This window comes from Pseudomonas sp. OIL-1, from assembly GCF_010669185.1.
Lineage (GTDB): Bacteria > Pseudomonadota > Gammaproteobacteria > Pseudomonadales > Pseudomonadaceae > Halopseudomonas > Halopseudomonas profundi.
Map to the genome: position 1 here is coordinate 1059697 of NZ_CP048629.1, position 16746 is coordinate 1076442.

The 16746-nt window shown below is 56.0% G+C and carries 17 protein-coding genes; 13 read left to right on the forward strand and 4 right to left on the reverse strand.

What is annotated here, in order from left to right:
* Window positions 1-4: 4 nt before the first annotated feature.
* The 3 genes from recF to dnaA are packed head-to-tail and all read right to left on the reverse strand — an operon-like array spanning window position 5 to window position 3739.
* Window positions 5-1099, reverse strand: coding sequence for a DNA replication/repair protein RecF (gene recF / locus G3M63_RS04840; protein ID WP_163982032.1), 1095 nt, complete (start codon window positions 1097-1099; stop codon window positions 5-7).
* A gap of 8 nt (window positions 1100-1107) precedes the next feature.
* Window positions 1108-2211: a DNA polymerase III subunit beta gene (dnaN, locus tag G3M63_RS04845; RefSeq protein ID WP_150299992.1), complete on the reverse strand. Its 1104-nt coding sequence runs from the start codon at window positions 2209-2211 to the stop codon at window positions 1108-1110.
* 52 nt (window positions 2212-2263) lie between these two features.
* Window positions 2264-3739, reverse strand: a complete 1476-nt coding sequence (gene dnaA, locus G3M63_RS04850; protein ID WP_163982033.1) for a chromosomal replication initiator protein DnaA — start codon at window positions 3737-3739, stop codon at window positions 2264-2266.
* Window positions 3740-4328: 589 nt separating this feature from the next.
* Here dnaA and rpmH point away from each other — a divergent pair.
* The 5 genes from rpmH (at window position 4329) to mnmE (ending at window position 8266) form a co-directional block, all read left to right on the forward strand.
* Window positions 4329-4463, forward strand: a complete 135-nt coding sequence (gene rpmH / locus G3M63_RS04855) for a 50S ribosomal protein L34 (protein WP_105644045.1) — start codon at window positions 4329-4331, stop codon at window positions 4461-4463.
* A gap of 14 nt (window positions 4464-4477) precedes the next feature.
* Entirely contained in the window at window positions 4478-4876 is a 399-nt protein-coding gene (gene rnpA, locus G3M63_RS04860; RefSeq protein WP_150299994.1) for a ribonuclease P protein component, read from the forward strand.
* The gene (gene yidD / locus G3M63_RS04865; RefSeq protein ID WP_218573654.1) at window positions 4869-5120 is read left to right on the forward strand and encodes a membrane protein insertion efficiency factor YidD; all 252 of its coding nucleotides are present in this window, start codon (window positions 4869-4871) and stop codon (window positions 5118-5120) included. Before rnpA ends, yidD begins: the two co-directional genes overlap by 8 nt.
* Window positions 5117-6814: a membrane protein insertase YidC gene (gene yidC, locus G3M63_RS04870; protein WP_163982034.1), complete on the forward strand. Its 1698-nt coding sequence runs from the start codon at window positions 5117-5119 to the stop codon at window positions 6812-6814. Before yidD ends, yidC begins: the two co-directional genes overlap by 4 nt.
* Before the next feature lie 81 nt (window positions 6815-6895).
* Complete coding sequence (gene mnmE, locus G3M63_RS04875) at window positions 6896-8266, forward strand: tRNA uridine-5-carboxymethylaminomethyl(34) synthesis GTPase MnmE (protein WP_163982035.1); 1371 nt, start codon at window positions 6896-6898, stop codon at window positions 8264-8266.
* Between the two features lie 42 nt (window positions 8267-8308).
* Here the strand turns inward: mnmE and G3M63_RS04880 are convergent, their stop codons facing one another.
* The gene (locus G3M63_RS04880; RefSeq protein WP_163982036.1) at window positions 8309-9643 is read right to left on the reverse strand and encodes an amidohydrolase; all 1335 of its coding nucleotides are present in this window, start codon (window positions 9641-9643) and stop codon (window positions 8309-8311) included.
* A gap of 503 nt (window positions 9644-10146) precedes the next feature.
* On the opposite strand from G3M63_RS04880, the gene mnmG reads away from it, so the two are divergent.
* From mnmG to G3M63_RS04920, 8 genes are all read left to right on the forward strand, one after another.
* A complete protein-coding gene (gene mnmG, locus G3M63_RS04885; RefSeq protein ID WP_163982037.1) occupies window positions 10147-12045 on the forward strand; it encodes a tRNA uridine-5-carboxymethylaminomethyl(34) synthesis enzyme MnmG in 1899 nt (632 codons plus the stop codon).
* A gap of 4 nt (window positions 12046-12049) precedes the next feature.
* Window positions 12050-12694, forward strand: a complete 645-nt coding sequence (gene rsmG / locus G3M63_RS04890; RefSeq protein ID WP_163982038.1) for a 16S rRNA (guanine(527)-N(7))-methyltransferase RsmG — start codon at window positions 12050-12052, stop codon at window positions 12692-12694.
* 24 nt (window positions 12695-12718) lie between these two features.
* A complete protein-coding gene (locus G3M63_RS04895) occupies window positions 12719-13522 on the forward strand; it encodes a ParA family protein (RefSeq protein ID WP_163982039.1) in 804 nt (267 codons plus the stop codon).
* Between the two features lie 21 nt (window positions 13523-13543).
* On the forward strand, window positions 13544-14404 hold the full coding sequence (locus G3M63_RS04900; RefSeq protein ID WP_150300002.1) for a ParB/RepB/Spo0J family partition protein: 861 nt from the start codon (window positions 13544-13546) through the stop codon (window positions 14402-14404).
* 201 nt (window positions 14405-14605) lie between these two features.
* Window positions 14606-15010, forward strand: coding sequence for a F0F1 ATP synthase subunit I (locus G3M63_RS04905; protein ID WP_150300003.1), 405 nt, complete (start codon window positions 14606-14608; stop codon window positions 15008-15010).
* A 14-nt stretch (window positions 15011-15024) separates the two neighbouring features.
* Window positions 15025-15879, forward strand: a complete 855-nt coding sequence (atpB, locus tag G3M63_RS04910; RefSeq protein WP_150300004.1) for a F0F1 ATP synthase subunit A — start codon at window positions 15025-15027, stop codon at window positions 15877-15879.
* Between the two features lie 63 nt (window positions 15880-15942).
* A complete protein-coding gene (gene atpE / locus G3M63_RS04915; RefSeq protein WP_150300005.1) occupies window positions 15943-16182 on the forward strand; it encodes a F0F1 ATP synthase subunit C in 240 nt (79 codons plus the stop codon).
* Window positions 16183-16273: 91 nt separating this feature from the next.
* On the forward strand, window positions 16274-16744 hold the full coding sequence (locus G3M63_RS04920; protein ID WP_150300006.1) for a F0F1 ATP synthase subunit B: 471 nt from the start codon (window positions 16274-16276) through the stop codon (window positions 16742-16744).
* Window positions 16745-16746 lie beyond the last annotated feature (2 nt).

The window sequence follows — 16746 nt, forward strand, 5'->3', positions numbered from 1 at the left end:
GACGTCATTCGGTCTGTATAATTTGACCATGTTCCACGTGGAACATGGCCCGAGGTGTTGCGTCTTGCCAACAGCCATCCAGCTGTTCCGGCTCAACGCAACTAATAAAAACCTGGCACTCTAGTGCTTCGAGTAATGCACACAGCGACTTCCGGTGTTGCTGGTCAAGTTCGGATGGCAGATCATCGATAAGAAATACACAATCCTTCAGCTTGTCGCTATCCCGTAATAGATAGCCCTGGGCAATTTTCAACGCACACACAACCAGCTTCTGTTGCCCTCTGGACAGTATGTCAACCGCGTTCATGCCTTGCATACGCAAGCGTAGATCGGCGCGCTGCGGACCGGCTTGCGTGTGTCCCAATTGCACATCGCGCTCGAACTGAGCATCCAACACCGCCTTCAGCGCCTTGTCCTTATCCCAGCCACGAAAGTAACTCAGTTTAAGGTCAGGCAACTCGATCAGCTGAGCGAGTACCTGCTCAAAGGCAGGCTTAAGCTTTTTGAGATAAACCTGCCGATAGGTATCGATCTGCTCACCGGCCTGTATCAGCTCGGCCTCCCAGGGGCTGATCATCGAACGCTCGATTCTACCACGCCGGAGCAACGAATTCCGTTGCTTGAGGCTTTTTTGCAATCGCTGCCAAGCGGGAAGGAACCGATGTTCCACGTGGAACACTCCCCAGTCCAAGTACTGGCGGCGCTGTTTGGGCGCACCTTCCAGCAACTTGAAACTGTCAGGATTGATGAGCTGCAAGGGAAGGGTTTCAGCGAGCTGCGCTGTGCTACGCGCCGTTTGACCGTTCAATCGGATCTGATATTCGGCTTGGCGGTTCCGCGTGATCCCCATGGAACATGATTGGCCGGAATGCAGAACAACCTCAGCAAACACCGTACAGGCGTCTTGTTCGTGCTGAATTACCGGTTGCAATTTGGTGCTGCGAAATGATCGCGCCATACCAAGGATATGAACGGCTTCGAGCAAACTGGTTTTGCCGCTGCCGTTGGGACCAGAAATGATATTGATGCGGGGGGAAGGGAAGAGCGTTACCGGGTGCAAATTGCGCACCCCGGTAACAGCAAGGCGCTTAAGGGGCATTGTTGGGATTAGAGACGCATGGGCATAACGACGTACAGGCTGTCGTCATTCTCGGACTCCTGCACCAACGCACTGCTGTTTGCGTCAGACAAGATCAGCTTCACATGCTCGCTGCCCAAAACGTTCATCACGTCCAACAGGTAGCTAACGTTGAAACCAATTTCCAACGAAGCGCCTGAGTAATCAACAATGATTTCTTCTTCGGCTTCTTCCTGCTCAGGATTGTTTGCCTGAATTTTCAACTGCCCTTCGCTGAGCATCAAACGAATGCCCCGATATTTCTCGTTGGACAGGATAGCAGTGCGGGCAAAGGCATTACGCATGGTTTGCCTGTCAGCCAGAACCACCTTGTCGCCGCCGCGGGGCAGCACGCGCTCGTAATCAGGAAACTTTCCATCTACCAGTTTGGATGTGAAAGTAAAGTCACCCGTGGTCGCACGAATATGATGCGAGCCCAGAGTAATGTTAACCAGATCATCCGCCTCGCCCAGCAGGCGCGCCAGCTCAAGTATCCCCTTGCGAGGAACGATCAACTGGTAACGTTCCTGGTAGTCGATACCCGCGTCGACCGTACACATGGCCATGCGATGACCGTCAGTTGCCACAGATCGCAACTGACCGTTATTGATCTCCAGCAACATGCCGTTGAGGTAGTAGCGCACGTCCTGCTGAGCCATGGCAAAGCTGGTGCGCTCGATCAACCGACGAAGCTTGTTCTGGCCGACCGCGAAACTCATCGCGCCCGGGCCGTCTTCAACATTAGGAAAGTCAGCTGCAGGCAGAGTGGCCAGGGTGAAACGGCTACGACCTGCCTTGATCACGGCTTTATTATCATCAACCTTGACCGTGAGGGTCGCGTCGTCCGGCAATGACTTGCAAATATCCATAAGTTTGCGCGCGGGGACTGTAATTTCGCCAGCCTCGGCGCCTTCTTCAAGATTGATGCGACCGACGAGTTCAACTTCCAGGTCCGTACCGGTGAGCGACAGGGTATTGCCGTCGACTACCAGCAGAACATTGGATAGCACCGGTAGAGTCTGGCGCCGCTCTACAACACCGGCCACCAGTTGCAGGGGCTTCAACAGGGCTTCGCGCTGGATGGTGAATTGCATTGTCTTCCTTCGACCTCGTGCAGGATGGCTTGGTTGCCAGGCATCACCTTGATCAGGTGGTCAATGTCCTGAGCAGATTTTTATAATCTTCGCGGATGTCGGCATCCATTTCACGTAACTCGGCAATTTTCCGTGTCGCATGCAGGACCGTAGTGTGATCGCGTCCGCCAAAAGCGTCACCGATCTCCGGAAGACTGTGGTTGGTCAGTTCCTTGGACAAAGCCATGGCCACCTGACGCGGGCGTGCTACCGAACGCGAGCGGCGCTTGGATAACAGATCCGATAATTTTATCTTGTAGTACTCGGCAACGGTTCGCTGGATATTATCAATACTCACCAATTTGTCGCGCAGAGCCAGCAGATCCTTCAGCGATTCGCGAATCAACTCGATAGTGATGTCGCGGCCCATGAAATGCGCGCTGGCGATAACCCGTTTCAATGCGCCTTCCAGCTCGCGGACGTTCGAGCGAATACGCTGGGCGATAAAGAACGCGGCGTCATGGGGTAGATCCACCCGCGACTGTTCAGCCTTCTTCATCAAAATCGCGACCCGAGTCTCAAGCTCAGGGGGTTCGACAGCAACAGTCAGGCCCCAACCAAAACGCGATTTGAGACGTTCCTCAAGCCCGTCGATTTCCTTGGGATACCGGTCGCTGGTCAGAATGACTTGCTGGTTACCTTCAAGCAACGCGTTGAAAGTATGGAAGAATTCCTCCTGAGAGCGCTCCTTCTTGGCGAAAAACTGAATGTCGTCGATGAGCAAGGCGTCAACTGAACGGTAGTAGCGTTTGAAATCATTGATGGCGTTCATCTGCAATGCCTTGACCATATCCGCGACAAAGCGCTCCGAGTGCAGATAAACGATCTTGGCTGCCGGATTTTTCTTCAGAAGATGATTGCCGACCGCATGCATAAGGTGTGTCTTACCCAGGCCGACCCCGCCATATAGAAACAAGGGGTTATAACCATGCTTGGGATTATCCGCCACCTGCCAGGCTGCCGCTCGAGCAAGCTGGTTGGATTTGCCCTCAACGAAATTCTCAAAGGTGAAGCTGCGGTTGAGATAGCTTGTGTGCTTGACGACCGATGGACCCGAATCGGCGCGTTGCGGCGGATGCGGGTCATATTCAGCTTGTCGGGGTGAGTCCGCGGTCGGTTCGGGTTGAAAGCCCTGGGAAATAACCTGGGTACGTGGCGTTACCGGGGCAGTCGCAGTAGCGGGCCCCTGTCTATTTGTCTCCGCCCGAACCGCTGGGCTTTGAGCATTGCCGGTGGAGGTCGCGCGACGGCTACCAATCAATAAAGACAGTAACGGAGCTTGCCCCTGCGACAGATCATCCAGCAACTCCTGTATGCGATTGAGGTATTTGTCATTAACCCAATCGAGAACAAACCTGTTCGGCGCATACAGCCGCAACTCGTGATCGTCACCGTCTACCTGCAACGGACGAATCCAGGTATTGAACTGCTGAGCAGGTAGCTCATCTCGTAAAAAATCGATGCATTGCTGCCAGAGTGCAACAGACACTAAATCCCCCGGTGCGCTATACCCTAGCGGCTTGTTTTTGAATGAAAACAGTGCACGTCACTGTGCAGCCATTCTGGCTTTGCCTAGGGGCAGTATTCTAGCTGGAACCCCTCGACTTATCCACACCGATCCATGGTTTGCGGCGGTATGCCACAAGCCAGTTTCTGGCAACGATGAGAGGCGATATAAACGCCGAACAAGCGAAACCAGGGGTCTTGAAGGTTGTGTACAACCCGCGATGAACCCTGTCCAAAACCGGGTGGATAACCGGGCGTGAAAACGGCCTGTGGATATCCGACCTGGTTATCCACAGCAGGTCCACATCAGTTGAGGTCATTCCGAAACAGCTTGTGCACCAGGTTATGCTCCGCTGAAATGCGCAGTGGCATTGCCCTTGAGCGGCTTATCCACAGAAAAGTGGCTGCTCATTTACATCAACATCATCAATCTTTTAAAAAGAATTACTCTTATATTGTTTTTTTAAGTATGGGATGCGAATCGAATTGACCGAACAGACCTTCTTCTCTAGAATCACCGGTCCCTTGAAGGGGCTCACCAGCTCTGGCATGAATCAATCAGGTATCTGAAGATGAAAAGAACATTTCAACCCAGCGTTTTGAAGCGCAAGCGTAACCATGGTTTCCGTGCCCGTATGGCCACCAAGAACGGCCGTGCCGTTCTGGCCCGTCGTCGCGCGAAAGGCCGCAAGCAGCTGTCAGCTTAAGCCCGGGATCACAGGTGGATCTCGGATTCGGTCCTGAATACAGGCTGCTTACGCCTGCACAATTCAAGAACGTCTTCGATGGAGCCACTTGCAAGGCCTCGGGACCTAACTTGTTGTTGCTGGCCAGACGTAATGGCCTGAGCCATAGCAGGTTGGGTTTGGTCATTGCCAAAAAGAATGTCCGCCGTGCGGTAGATCGCAACAAGGTCAAACGCATCGCACGCGATTCCTTCAGACATCATCGTGCTGAACTGGAAGACCTGGACATTGTTGTCCTGGCCCGCAGGGGCTTGGGTGATATTGATAATGCGGCGTTACATTCGCTGTTCTCAGAAATGTGGCGTCGGCTTATCAAGTCGGCTGGCAAACAGAATCAATCACGCCGTTCCGGATCTCCGTCATCCAATGCGTAACCTCGCGCTCGGACTGATCAAGATTTATCGATACGCTATCAGTCCGCTGATGGCCAGTCATTGTCGTTTCTATCCCTCCTGTTCCTGTTACGCCCAGGAAGCCATCGAGCAACACGGTTTTCTTCGCGGCTGCGCAATGAGTGCGCAACGTCTTTCTCGTTGTCATCCATGGAACCCGGGTGGTTACGATCCCGTACCGTCAAAGCCTGCTCACCGTACTTCCCAGATGGCCGACAAACCATGAACATGCAACGAAATATCCTCATAGCTGCCTTGCTCGTGATTACTTATCTCATGGTGCTGCAGTGGAATAACGACTATGGCGATGTTGACCTGCCGCCTGCTGTCACCGACACCGCTCCTGCTGGTGGTGAGAACGATTTACCGGATGTACCGGCGATAGATCAGAACCAGACAGCTGGCAATGATGACGTGCCTGACGCCAGTGCACCTATGACTGCGAACGACAGTGCACCGGTTGAATCCGCTGCCGGTTCAGAGTTGATCAGGGTCAGAACCGACCAGCTCCACGTCAGCATCAATCCGGTTGGCGGCGATATCGTTTCGTTGTCACTTCCGGGCTATCCGACCCGCAAGGATCGGCCGGACCTGCCATTCCAGCTACTGGAACAATCGTCCAACCGCATCTATATCGCCCAGAGCGGACTGGCCGGACAGAATGGCCCGGATGCGCGCGAAGCCGGCCGGCCAACGTACAGCGTTGAGCAGAACTCCTATGTTCTGGACGATGGAGACGACACACTGGTCGTCGACCTTCGTTTTGAAGAGAACAATGTCAGCTATACCAAGCGTTTCACTTTCACGCGTGGCGATTATCTGATCGGTGTCGAGTACATTGTCGATAACCAGAGCGAAGCAACCTGGAACGGCAACCTGTTTGGTCAGATCAAGCGCGATGGCAGCGGTGATCCGTCCAGTTCCAGCGCGACAGGCATGGCGACTTATCTGGGTGCGGCGTACTGGGCAGCGGATGATTCCTACGAGAAAATCAGCCTCGGTGATATGGACGACGTACGTCTGCGCGAACCGGTCAACGGTGGCTGGATCGCCTGGTTGCAGCATTATTTTGTCAGCGCCTGGGTCCCTGCAGCGGATCAGAGCAACGTCTACCAGACGCGCAAAGATAGCCAGGGTAATTACATTGTCGGCTTCATCAGCCCGGCATCCAGCGTTGCCGCTGGTCAGCAAGGCACTATTTCGGCGGATTTCTATGCCGGTCCGAAGATTCAGGACCGTCTCGAGCAAATTTCCGAAGGGCTGGAGCTGACGGTTGATTACGGTTTCCTCTGGTGGATCGCCCAGCCGTTGTTCTTTGTCCTGAGCCTTATCCACAGCTTTGTCGGTAACTGGGGCTGGAGCATTATCCTGCTCACCATTCTGATCAAACTGGTGTTTTTCCCGCTTTCTGCGACCAGTTACCGCTCCATGGCCAACATGCGCCGCGTGGCTCCCAAACTGCAGGCATTGCGTGAGCAGCATGGCGACGATCGTCAGAAAATGTCGGCTGCGATGATGGAGCTGTACAAGAAGGAAAAGATCAATCCGCTGGGTGGCTGTCTGCCGATCCTTGTGCAGATGCCCGTATTCATCGCGTTGTACTGGACGTTGATGGAGAGCGTGGAGATGCGCCAGGCCGAATGGCTGGGCTGGATTGTGGATCTGTCACAGAAAGATCCCTACTTCATCCTGCCTATCCTGATGGGTGCAACCATGTTCATCCAGCAGCAGCTGAATCCTGCACCACCGGATCCGATGCAGGCAAAAGTGATGAAGATGCTGCCTATCATCTTCACCTTCTTCTTCCTGTGGTTCCCGGCGGGTCTGGTGCTGTACTGGGTAGTGAACAACATGCTGTCGATCGCGCAGCAGTGGTACATTACTCGCCAGATCGAAAAAGGCGCAGCAGCCAAGGCCTGATCACTGGCAGCTCGTTTAAAACGCCCCGATTTCGGGGCGTTTTGCTATCTATAATCCGTGCAATTCCTTCAGGAGCGCCCCATGAATCGCAGTTATCACGCCGACACCATTGCGGCTATCGCCACCGCTCCCGGTCAAGGCGGTGTGGGCATAGTGCGAGTATCCGGACCCGGTGCGCTTGATGTGGCCAGCCAGGTTTCACGATTGCAACCGGTACCGCGGCATGCGCATTTCGGCACGCTCTGGACTGATGATCAGCCTCTGGACCAGGGCCTGACGCTGTTCTTCCCGGGCCCACATTCCTTCACGGGCGAAGATGTGCTCGAATTGCATGGTCATGGTGGTCCCGTCGTCATGGATCTGCTGCTCAAGGCCTGTATCGGATGCGGCGCGCGGCTGGCCCGACCCGGCGAATTCAGTGAGCGAGCTTTTCTGAATGACAAGCTCGACCTGGCCCAAGCCGAAGCCATTGCTGATCTGATCGAAGCGAGCTCCGAACAGGCGGCGCGCAATGCCGTGCAATCACTTCAGGGCGCCTTCTCGCAGCGGGTGCAGGGCCTTACCGAAGCACTCAGCAATCTGCGTATCTATGTGGAAGCGGCGATCGATTTTCCGGAGGAGGAAATCGATTTCCTGGCCGATGGTCATGTACTCAGCCAGCTGCAGGACGTACGTGAAAGGCTGGCAAAAGTGCGTAGCGAGGCCGGACAGGGCGCGTTGTTGCGCGATGGCATGAACGTGGTGATTGCGGGTCGGCCCAATGCCGGGAAATCAAGTCTGCTCAATGCGCTTGCCGGGCGCGAAAGCGCCATCGTTACGGATGTCGCCGGCACCACGCGGGACATCCTGCGCGAGCATATCCACATCGATGGCATGCCACTGCACATCATCGATACAGCCGGACTGCGTGACACCGAGGATCTGGTGGAGAAAATCGGGGTTGAGCGAGCCATGACGGCGATAAACGAGGCTGACCGCATTTTGCTGGTGGTTGACGCATCACAGCCTGAAGCTCAGAACCCCGATCAGCTATGGCCCGAGTTTCTGCTGCAGCAGCCGGATCCCGGCAAGGTAACGCTGATCTACAACAAGACCGACCTGACGCAGGAGCCGGTAGGCCAGACGCAGGGCCAGGACGGCAGTGAATTACTGCATCTGAGCGCCAAGCAGGGCGCAGGCATCGACTTGCTGCGCGAGCATCTGAAAACCTGCATGGGTTATCAACAGACTGCGGAGAGCTTGTTCAGTGCTCGCCGCAGGCATCTGGAGGCGCTGGAGCAGGCTAGCGAGCATCTTGATCATGGGCACCGGCAGCTGACCCTGATGGGCGCCGGAGAGCTGCTTGCAGAGGATCTTCGAATGGCACAACAGGCCCTGGGTCAGATCACCGGCGATTTCAGTGCCGACGATCTGTTAGGCAGGATTTTCTCCAGTTTCTGCATCGGCAAGTGAGCTGCTGCGCAGCCGCATGCAAAACATAGGGCTGCGCACCTATCACTCTTCGGATTGGTGTAGATAACTCACCGCCATTGACGCCATGGCCCGAGCGCCCACCACCAGCGCCTCTTCATGTACGAAAAACTCGGGGTTGTGATTGGGTGCAGCCTCGGCTGGATCCTGGTCCGGGGGCGTAACCCCGAGGAAAAAGTAGAACCCGGGCACCTCTTGCGCATAAAAGGCAAAATCCTCGGCTGCGCCTTGTAGCGGCGCCTGGCTGGTGCCACTTTCGGCAACCTGCTCCAGAACGGGTGCCATCATTTCGACCAGATCAGCGTCATTAACGGTGGGGGGGTACATCGGGATGATCGAGACCTCTGCCGTGGCACCGGCGCTTTCGGCAATCTTCTCTGCACTGGTTTTGATATCTCGGCCGACCTGCGCGCGAACATCCTCGTCATAGGTGCGGATGGTGCCGGTCATCTCCACCCGCTCGGGCACAATATTGGGCCCGGATCCGCCATGGACAGAGCCTATGGTCACTACCGCCGGCGATTTGGTCAGATTAGCTTTGCGACTGACCACCGGTTGCAGCCCCATGATGACCTGCGCAGATGCCACGATTGGATCTACAGTGTTCCAGGGCATGCCTCCGTGGCCCTGCTTCCCGTTTACATTGATCTCCAGCATGTCGCTGCTCGCCAGGCTGGCACCTGTACGCCAGCTCAGCGACCCGGCCTTCCCGGGCATGACGTGCACGGCGAAAATTGCCTCAGGTTTATGATCCTTGAACAGACCTTCCTCGAGCATCAGCTCGGCGCCCCAACTCTTTCCCTCTCCGGGCCTGACCAGGCTGGAACCTTCTTCGGCCGGTTGAAAAATAAACATGACGGTTCCGGGCAGGTTGTCCTTCATCTCCGTGAGCACCTCCGCCGCTGCCATCAGCATCGCGGTGTGCGCGTCATGGCCACAGGCATGCATGACCGGGGTCTCGTCACCGAAATACGTGCCGGTGGCCTGCGAGGCAAAGGGTAAGCCGTCCGGCTCCTCGATTGGCAAAGCGTCCATGTCCGCACGCAGCGCCACGGTTGGACCCGGTTGCCCGCCCTTGAGAATCCCGACCACGCCAGTGCGGCCAACCTCTGTCTGCACTTCCATACCGAGCTCACGCAAGTGCTCAGCTACCAGGGCGGCTGTGCGGGTCTCCTGGCCGCCAAGCTCCGGGTGCTGATGGATATCGCGACGCCAGGTAATCAATTGCTGTTCGACAGCGTCCGTTCGGTTGCGGATATCGGTCAGTACCTCTTCCGGCGCGGCCTGCGCGTGGCCGGCGAAAATGCTGGCAGCCAAAAAAAAGGAGGCTGATAAGGGAAGTAATCGATGGGGAATCATGAAAGTGCTCCGGCTTGGTTAGCGTCTGTTTACCTTAGCTCATGGATACAAATGGCACTTCACCGCTGAGTTGAATACTTATACTCAATCTGAAAACGCGGCATTGAATCCTGTGTACAACCGGGCCTGAGCCCGGTCCATAACCCTGTGCATGACTTGAGGTGAAACTGACCTGTGGATAAGACCGCTGGTTATACACAGGAAGCAGACCCATCCGGACAAGGGTTACCAGCAGGACGGCCACAACCTTATACTTCGTTCAAATTACTGATAGATCGAGGATTTATCCGGTTATCCACAGATAAGTGCTTCACCATATACAGTATTAACATAAAGCTTTTTAAATACTTGTCTTGATATATGTATTAACAACCAGAGCCTCTACAGCGCCAACGCCTTTGCTCAAAAAATAAACAGCTGCGGGCTGCATTTTTTTGACACTGGGCCTATAATCAGCCCCTTTTTCCGACGCCAGGGCTGCATCCTGGCAACGAGGTGCACTGTTGGATTTCCCGAGCCGATTTGACGTAATCGTGGTTGGCGGTGGCCATGCCGGTACTGAAGCCGCGCTGGCGGCTGCCCGTATGGGATCGAAGACCCTCTTGCTGAGCCACAATGTTGAAACGCTCGGTCAGATGAGCTGCAACCCGGCAATCGGCGGCATAGGCAAGAGTCATCTGGTCAAGGAAATCGACGCACTCGGCGGCGCCATGGCCCGCGCCACTGACCAGGCAGGCATTCAGTTTCGCGTGCTCAACAGCCGTAAGGGCCCTGCTGTCCGCGCCACCCGGGCGCAGGCTGATCGCGTTCTGTACAAAGCGGCGATCCGCCACGCTCTGGAAAACCAACCGAACCTGTGGATATTCCAGCAAGCCTGCGATGATCTGATCGTCGAACAGGACCAGGTTCGCGGTGTGGTCACGCAGATGGGCTTGCGTTTTCATTGCGACAACGTTGTGTTGACTACCGGGACCTTCCTCGGTGGCCTGATTCATATTGGAATGGATAACTACACTGGAGGCCGTGCTGGTGACCCGCCGGCCATCAGCCTGGCGGCACGGCTACGCGAATTGCCATTGCGCGTCGATCGACTGAAAACCGGTACCCCACCGCGCATCGATGGCCGGACCGTGGATTTCAGTCAGATGACTGCCCAGCCGGGTGACACACCGATTCCGGTCATGTCGTTCCTCGGTGATGTCAGCGAACATCCGGAACAGGTCAATTGCTGGATTACCCACACCAACGAGCGCACACACGAGATCATTCGCAATAATCTCGACCGCTCGCCGATGTACACCGGCATTATCGAGGGTGTGGGGCCGCGCTATTGCCCATCGATCGAAGACAAGATCCATCGCTTTGCCGACAAGGACCAGCATCAGGTCTTCATCGAACCGGAAGGCCTGACAACCCACGAGCTGTATCCCAACGGCATTTCGACCTCTCTGCCGTTCGATGTACAACTGCAGGTGGTGCGGTCGATCAAGGGAATGGAGAACGCCCATATCCTGCGTCCCGGCTATGCCATCGAATACGATTATTTCAACCCGCAGGATCTGAAGTATTCGCTGGAAACCAAGGTCATCGGCGGCTTGTTCTTCGCCGGTCAGATCAATGGCACCACCGGCTACGAAGAGGCCGCTGCGCAAGGGTTGTTGGCAGGTATGAACGCGGCGCGCCGGGCCCAGGGTCAGGAAAGCTGGTGTCCTCGGCGCGATGAAGCGTACATCGGTGTACTGGTTGACGATCTGATCACCATGGGCACGCGAGAGCCATATCGCATGTTTACCTCCCGCGCCGAGTACCGTCTGGTGCTCCGTGAGGACAATGCCGATCTGCGTCTGACCGAAAAAGGCCGCGAACTGGGGCTGGTCGATGACCATCGTTGGGAGCGGTTCAGTGCCAAGCGAAACGCTATTGAATTGGAGCAGCAGCGCCTGCGTACTACCTGGGTGCAGCCGACCAGTGACAGCGGCAGAGCTTTTGCGGAACGCTTCGCGACGCCGCTGAATCATGAATACAGCCTGATCGATCTGTTGCGCCGGCCCGAAGTGACCTATCCCGGTCTCTGCGAAGTCACCGGCCAGGTGGATATCGCTGCCGATGTCGCGGAGCAGGTCGAGATTCATGCCAAGTACGCTGGATACATCGAGCGGCAACAGGAAGAGATCAACCGTCTGCGCCAGAATGAAGAAACCGCGTTGCCGCTCGATCTGGACTACCAGGCGCTTAGCGGACTATCGAACGAGATCAAGCACAAGCTGGCCGACGTGCGGCCGCAAACGCTCGGCCAGGCATCCCGGATACCGGGTGTAACGCCTGCTGCCGTGAGTCTGCTGCTGATCCATCTGAAAAAGCGCAGCGCTGTGGGTAAAAGCGGTCTGGCCAAGGAGGCCTGAACGCATGAGCGACCACGCGACGCAGCTCGCCGAAGGTGCACGGCAATTGGATATCGCCTTGAGCAACGACCAGGCGCAGCAGCTGCTCGGGTACCTGGCTTTGCTCAACAAGTGGAACAAGGCCTATAACCTCACCGCCGTCCGTGATCCGGCGGAAATGGTCAGCCGCCATTTGCTGGACAGTCTCAGCATTCTGCCCTTCGTGGAAGGTGATCGCTGGCTGGACGTGGGTAGCGGTGGCGGAATGCCCGGGCTGATTCTTGCAATCATGCGACCGGACGCGCATTTCACCCTGCTCGACAGCAACGGCAAAAAAACCCGTTTTCTCACGCAGGCGAAATTTGAGCTGAAGCTGGCAAACGTTGCGGTGGTGAATAACCGCGTGGAAACCTTCTCAGCCGAGCCGGCGTTTCATGGGATCGTGTCCAGGGCATTCAGCTCCATGGCGGATTTTGCCAACCTGACCCGCCACCTGAGTGATCGCCAGACGCGCTGGCTGGCGATGAAAGGCTTGTATCCCGATGAAGAGCTGAATGTCTTGCCCGATGATTTCGAAGTCCTGCGCAGCGAACAATTAGCAGTCCCCGGTTGCCAAGGCAGTCGACATCTGCTGATACTGCGACGGTTGATCCAGCCCGAATTGGCATAGCCTGGAAACGGATAGGAGGTCGGAGTGGGAAAGGTATTGGCAATGGCCAATCAGAAAGGCGGCGTCGGCAAGACTACCACCAGCGTCAATCTGGCGGCTTCGCTGGCTGCTACCAAGCGCAAGGTGCTGCTGATTGATCTCGATCCCCAGGGCAATGCCACCATGGGTAGCGGTGTGGACAAGGCTGATCTGGAGAACTCGGTGTATGAGTTGCTGACCGGTCAGTGCGAATTGAGCGAAGCTCTGCGTCACTCCGAATATGGTAACTACGACCTGTTGCCAGCCAACGGAGACCTCACAGCGGCGGAGGTGGAGCTGCTGGATTCGCAGGTCAAGGAGCATCGCCTGCGCAATGCACTGGCTTCCGTGCGCGACGCGTATGATTTCATTCTTATCGACTGCCCGCCCTCGCTGAATATGCTCACCGTGAACGGGCTGGTGGCTGCGGATGCGGTAATCATTCCGATGCAGTGTGAGTATTACGCACTGGAAGGGTTATCGGCTCTGGTCAATACCATTCAGCGTATCAGTGCGAAGCTGAACCCGTCGCTGCAAATCGAAGGCCTGCTGCGCACCATGTATGATCCGCGCAACAGCCTTACCCGGGAAGTATCCGCGCAGCTGACGACGCATTTTGGTGACCAATTATACAAAACGGTGATTCCGCGCAATGTGCGGCTCGCTGAAGCACCCAGTTATGGCATGCCAGCACTCGCTTATGACAAGCAATCGAGGGGCGCGGTCGCCTACCTGGCCATGGCCGGTGAGCTGATCCGACGCTGTAAACAGGCTGATAAAGCCCGAGCCGTGACAGACGCAACCGAATAACAGGAAAAGGACGATACAGGCATGGCGGTCAAGAAACGCGGCTTGGGACGAGGGCTCGACGCACTACTGGGGCAACCGTTGCCCGCCAACCAGGATGTCGACAGTCAGGACCAGCAGCTCAAGGAAATTCCGATTGACCTGATTCAGCGCGGCAAGTACCAACCCCGCCGTGACATGGACCCCCAGGCGCTGGAAGAACTGGCCAACTCGATTCGGGTTCAGGGCGTCATGCAACCCATCGTGGTGCGTCCCATTGAAGGCGACCGTTACGAAATCATCGCCGGCGAACGCCGCTGGCGAGCTACACAGCTGGCTGGCCTGGATGCGATTCCTGCGGTTATCCGCGAGGTTCCCGATGAAGCCGCCATTGCCATGGCGCTCATCGAAAACATCCAGCGCGAGGACCTCAACCCCATCGAAGAAGCGATCGCGCTACAGCGCCTGCAACAGGAATTCGAGCTTACCCAGCAGCAGGTGGCAGACGCGGTGGGCAAGTCCCGGGTAACCATCACCAATCTCTTGCGTCTGATGTCCCTGGCAGAAGATGTCAAATTGTTGCTGGAGCGTGGCGATATCGAGATGGGTCACGCCCGGGCTTTACTGGGTTTGCCAGCGGAACAGCAAACCCAGGCAGCGCGTCAGGTAGTGGCCAAGGGCTTGACCGTGCGCCAGGCCGAAGCACTGGTCAGGCAGTTGTTGAATCCGCGGCGTGAAGCATCCGAAACGCGTCAGAACCCCGATATAGAACGTCTCCAGCAGGATTTGGCGGAGCGGATAGGAGCAAACGTCAGCATCCAGCACGGCGCCAAGGGCAAGGGGAAGCTCGTTATCAGCTACAGTTCGCTGGACGAACTTGATGGCGTATTGATGCACATTAAATGAGTTGTAGCGCCACGGATGGTGGAATAGTTTCTCAACGAAATGCAGGGTTGCTGCAATCGAAACGGATTTCCCCTGTGCCTGTTGAACCCAGAGTTTAATCCACCTATACTCCTCGCGCTGTTTTGACTGGCGCAAATTGCACCAGTTTATTGCATTAATTAACCCGGAGATCAGGCCGAGGCTAATCACCGAGGCGGGAAAATGGACGCAAGAACGCCCAACAGAACCCCGTTTCATCGGTTGCCCGCATTTCCGGTTTTGGTAGCACAAGCAATTATGGCTGGGCTGGTTGCGCTGACCCTGTGGATTTTCCAGGGCCCTGTTTCCGCCTGCTCGGCTTTGTTGGGAGGGATGATAGCCCTCGTGCCCAACGCCTATTTTGCCTATCGGGTGTACCGCTACAGCGGAGCTCGATCGGCCCGTGCCATCGTCAGCGAACTGTATTCCGGCGAGGCAGGCAAACTGATATTGACGGCAGCGCTTTTTGTGCTGGTGCTATTGGCAGTGAAACCGCTTGAGGTCCCCGCGCTATTTGCCGGCTACCTCGCGGTGCTGGCAGTGGGAGCCAGCGCAATGCTGATCGTCAGAAGCTTTCCAAAGCATTAGTGTCTGAGGCAAATATGGCAACTTCATCAGCTGAGTATATCCAGCACCATTTGCAGAACCTTACCTTCGGTAAGCTGCCTGGTGGCTACGTTCGTGCGGACGGCAGTGTCGTCGAAGAAACAACCTGGACCCTGGCCAGGAGCGGCGCCGAAGCAACCGATATGGGTTTCATGGCGGTGCACGTGGACACCCTGGGTTGGTCCATCTTTATGGGTCTGATCTTCCTCGGTCTGTTCCGTTATGTAGCTGGCCGGGCCACGGTCGACACGCCCACTGGCGCGCAAAACATGGTCGAGATGGTTGTCGAATTCATCCAGAACATCGTGCGCGATACCTTCCACGGCAAAAGCCCCCTGGTGGCACCCCTGGCGCTGACCATATTTGTCTGGGTGTTTCTGATGAACTCCCTGAAGTGGATTCCGGTGGACTATATTCCGGGTCTGGCCCACGCATTGGGTCTGGATTACTTCAAGATCGTCCCGACAGCCGATCCGAACGGTACCTTCGGGCTGTCATTGGGTGTATTCATCCTGATTATCTTCTATAGCATCAAGATCAAAGGCGTTGGCGGCTTCGTTCACGAGCTGTCCTTCACCCCGTTCAAGCACTGGTCGTTGATCCCGTTTAACCTGTTCCTCGAAATCCTCGGCCTGCTGACCAAGCCGTTGAGTCTGGCGTTGCGACTGTTCGGCAACATGTACGCTGGCGAGGTGGTATTCATTCTGATCGCGTTGTTGCCCTTCTATCTGCAGTGGGGCTTGAACGTGCCGTGGGCTATTTTCCACATCCTGGTAATTCCGCTACAGGCCTTCATCTTCATGGTGCTGTCCGTGGTGTATTTGAGTGCTGCTCATGAGGATTCACACTGAGCAGCCGGAACCGTGTTCAACCAACGATAAACTTGAACTTCAACTTGAACCTTAGGAGTAATTATGGAACTCGTTATCATTGCTGCCTCCATCATGATCGGTCTGGGCGCTCTGGGTACTGGTATTGGCTTCGCCCTGCTGGGCGGCAAACTGCTGGAATCCACTGCACGTCAGCCTGAATTGGGGCCTAACCTGCAAACCAAGACCTTCCTGATGGCCGGTCTGCTCGACGCCGTGCCGATGATCGGTGTTGGTATCGCGATGTACCTGATCTTCGTTGTCGCTCCTGGTATGGGCGCCTGATCGGACGATTCGGAAACCCGGCAGGCAACCCCTGCCGGAGATGATCGTCTCGTTCATCGGGATACAACGAAATAGCACGAGGTAAATCGCTGTGAATATTAATCTGACGCTGTTTGGTCAAACGATTGCCTTCGCTATTTTTGTCTGGTTTACCATGAAGTACGTATGGCCGCCGATTACCCAGGCCATGCAGGAACGCCAGAAAAAAATCGCCGAAGGTCTGGATGCGGCTGGCCGCGCCCAGCGTGACTTGGGCCTGGCCCAGGAAAAGGCTTCCCAGACTCTGCGTGAGACCAAGGAACAGGCTACTCAGATCATCGAGCAGGCCAACAAGAGTGCCAACCTCATTGTCGAGGAAGCGAAACAGCAGGCACGTTCCGAGGGTGAGCGCCTGATTGCGGCTGCCAAGGTCGAAATCGAGCAGGAAATGAACCGCGCCAAGGATCAACTTCGTGCCCAGGTTGCCGTACTGGCTATCCAGGGTGCCGAGCAGATTCTGGAATCCGAAGTGGATCCCAAGGCCCACAGTGAGCTGGTCAACAAACTGGCCTCACAACTCTAAGC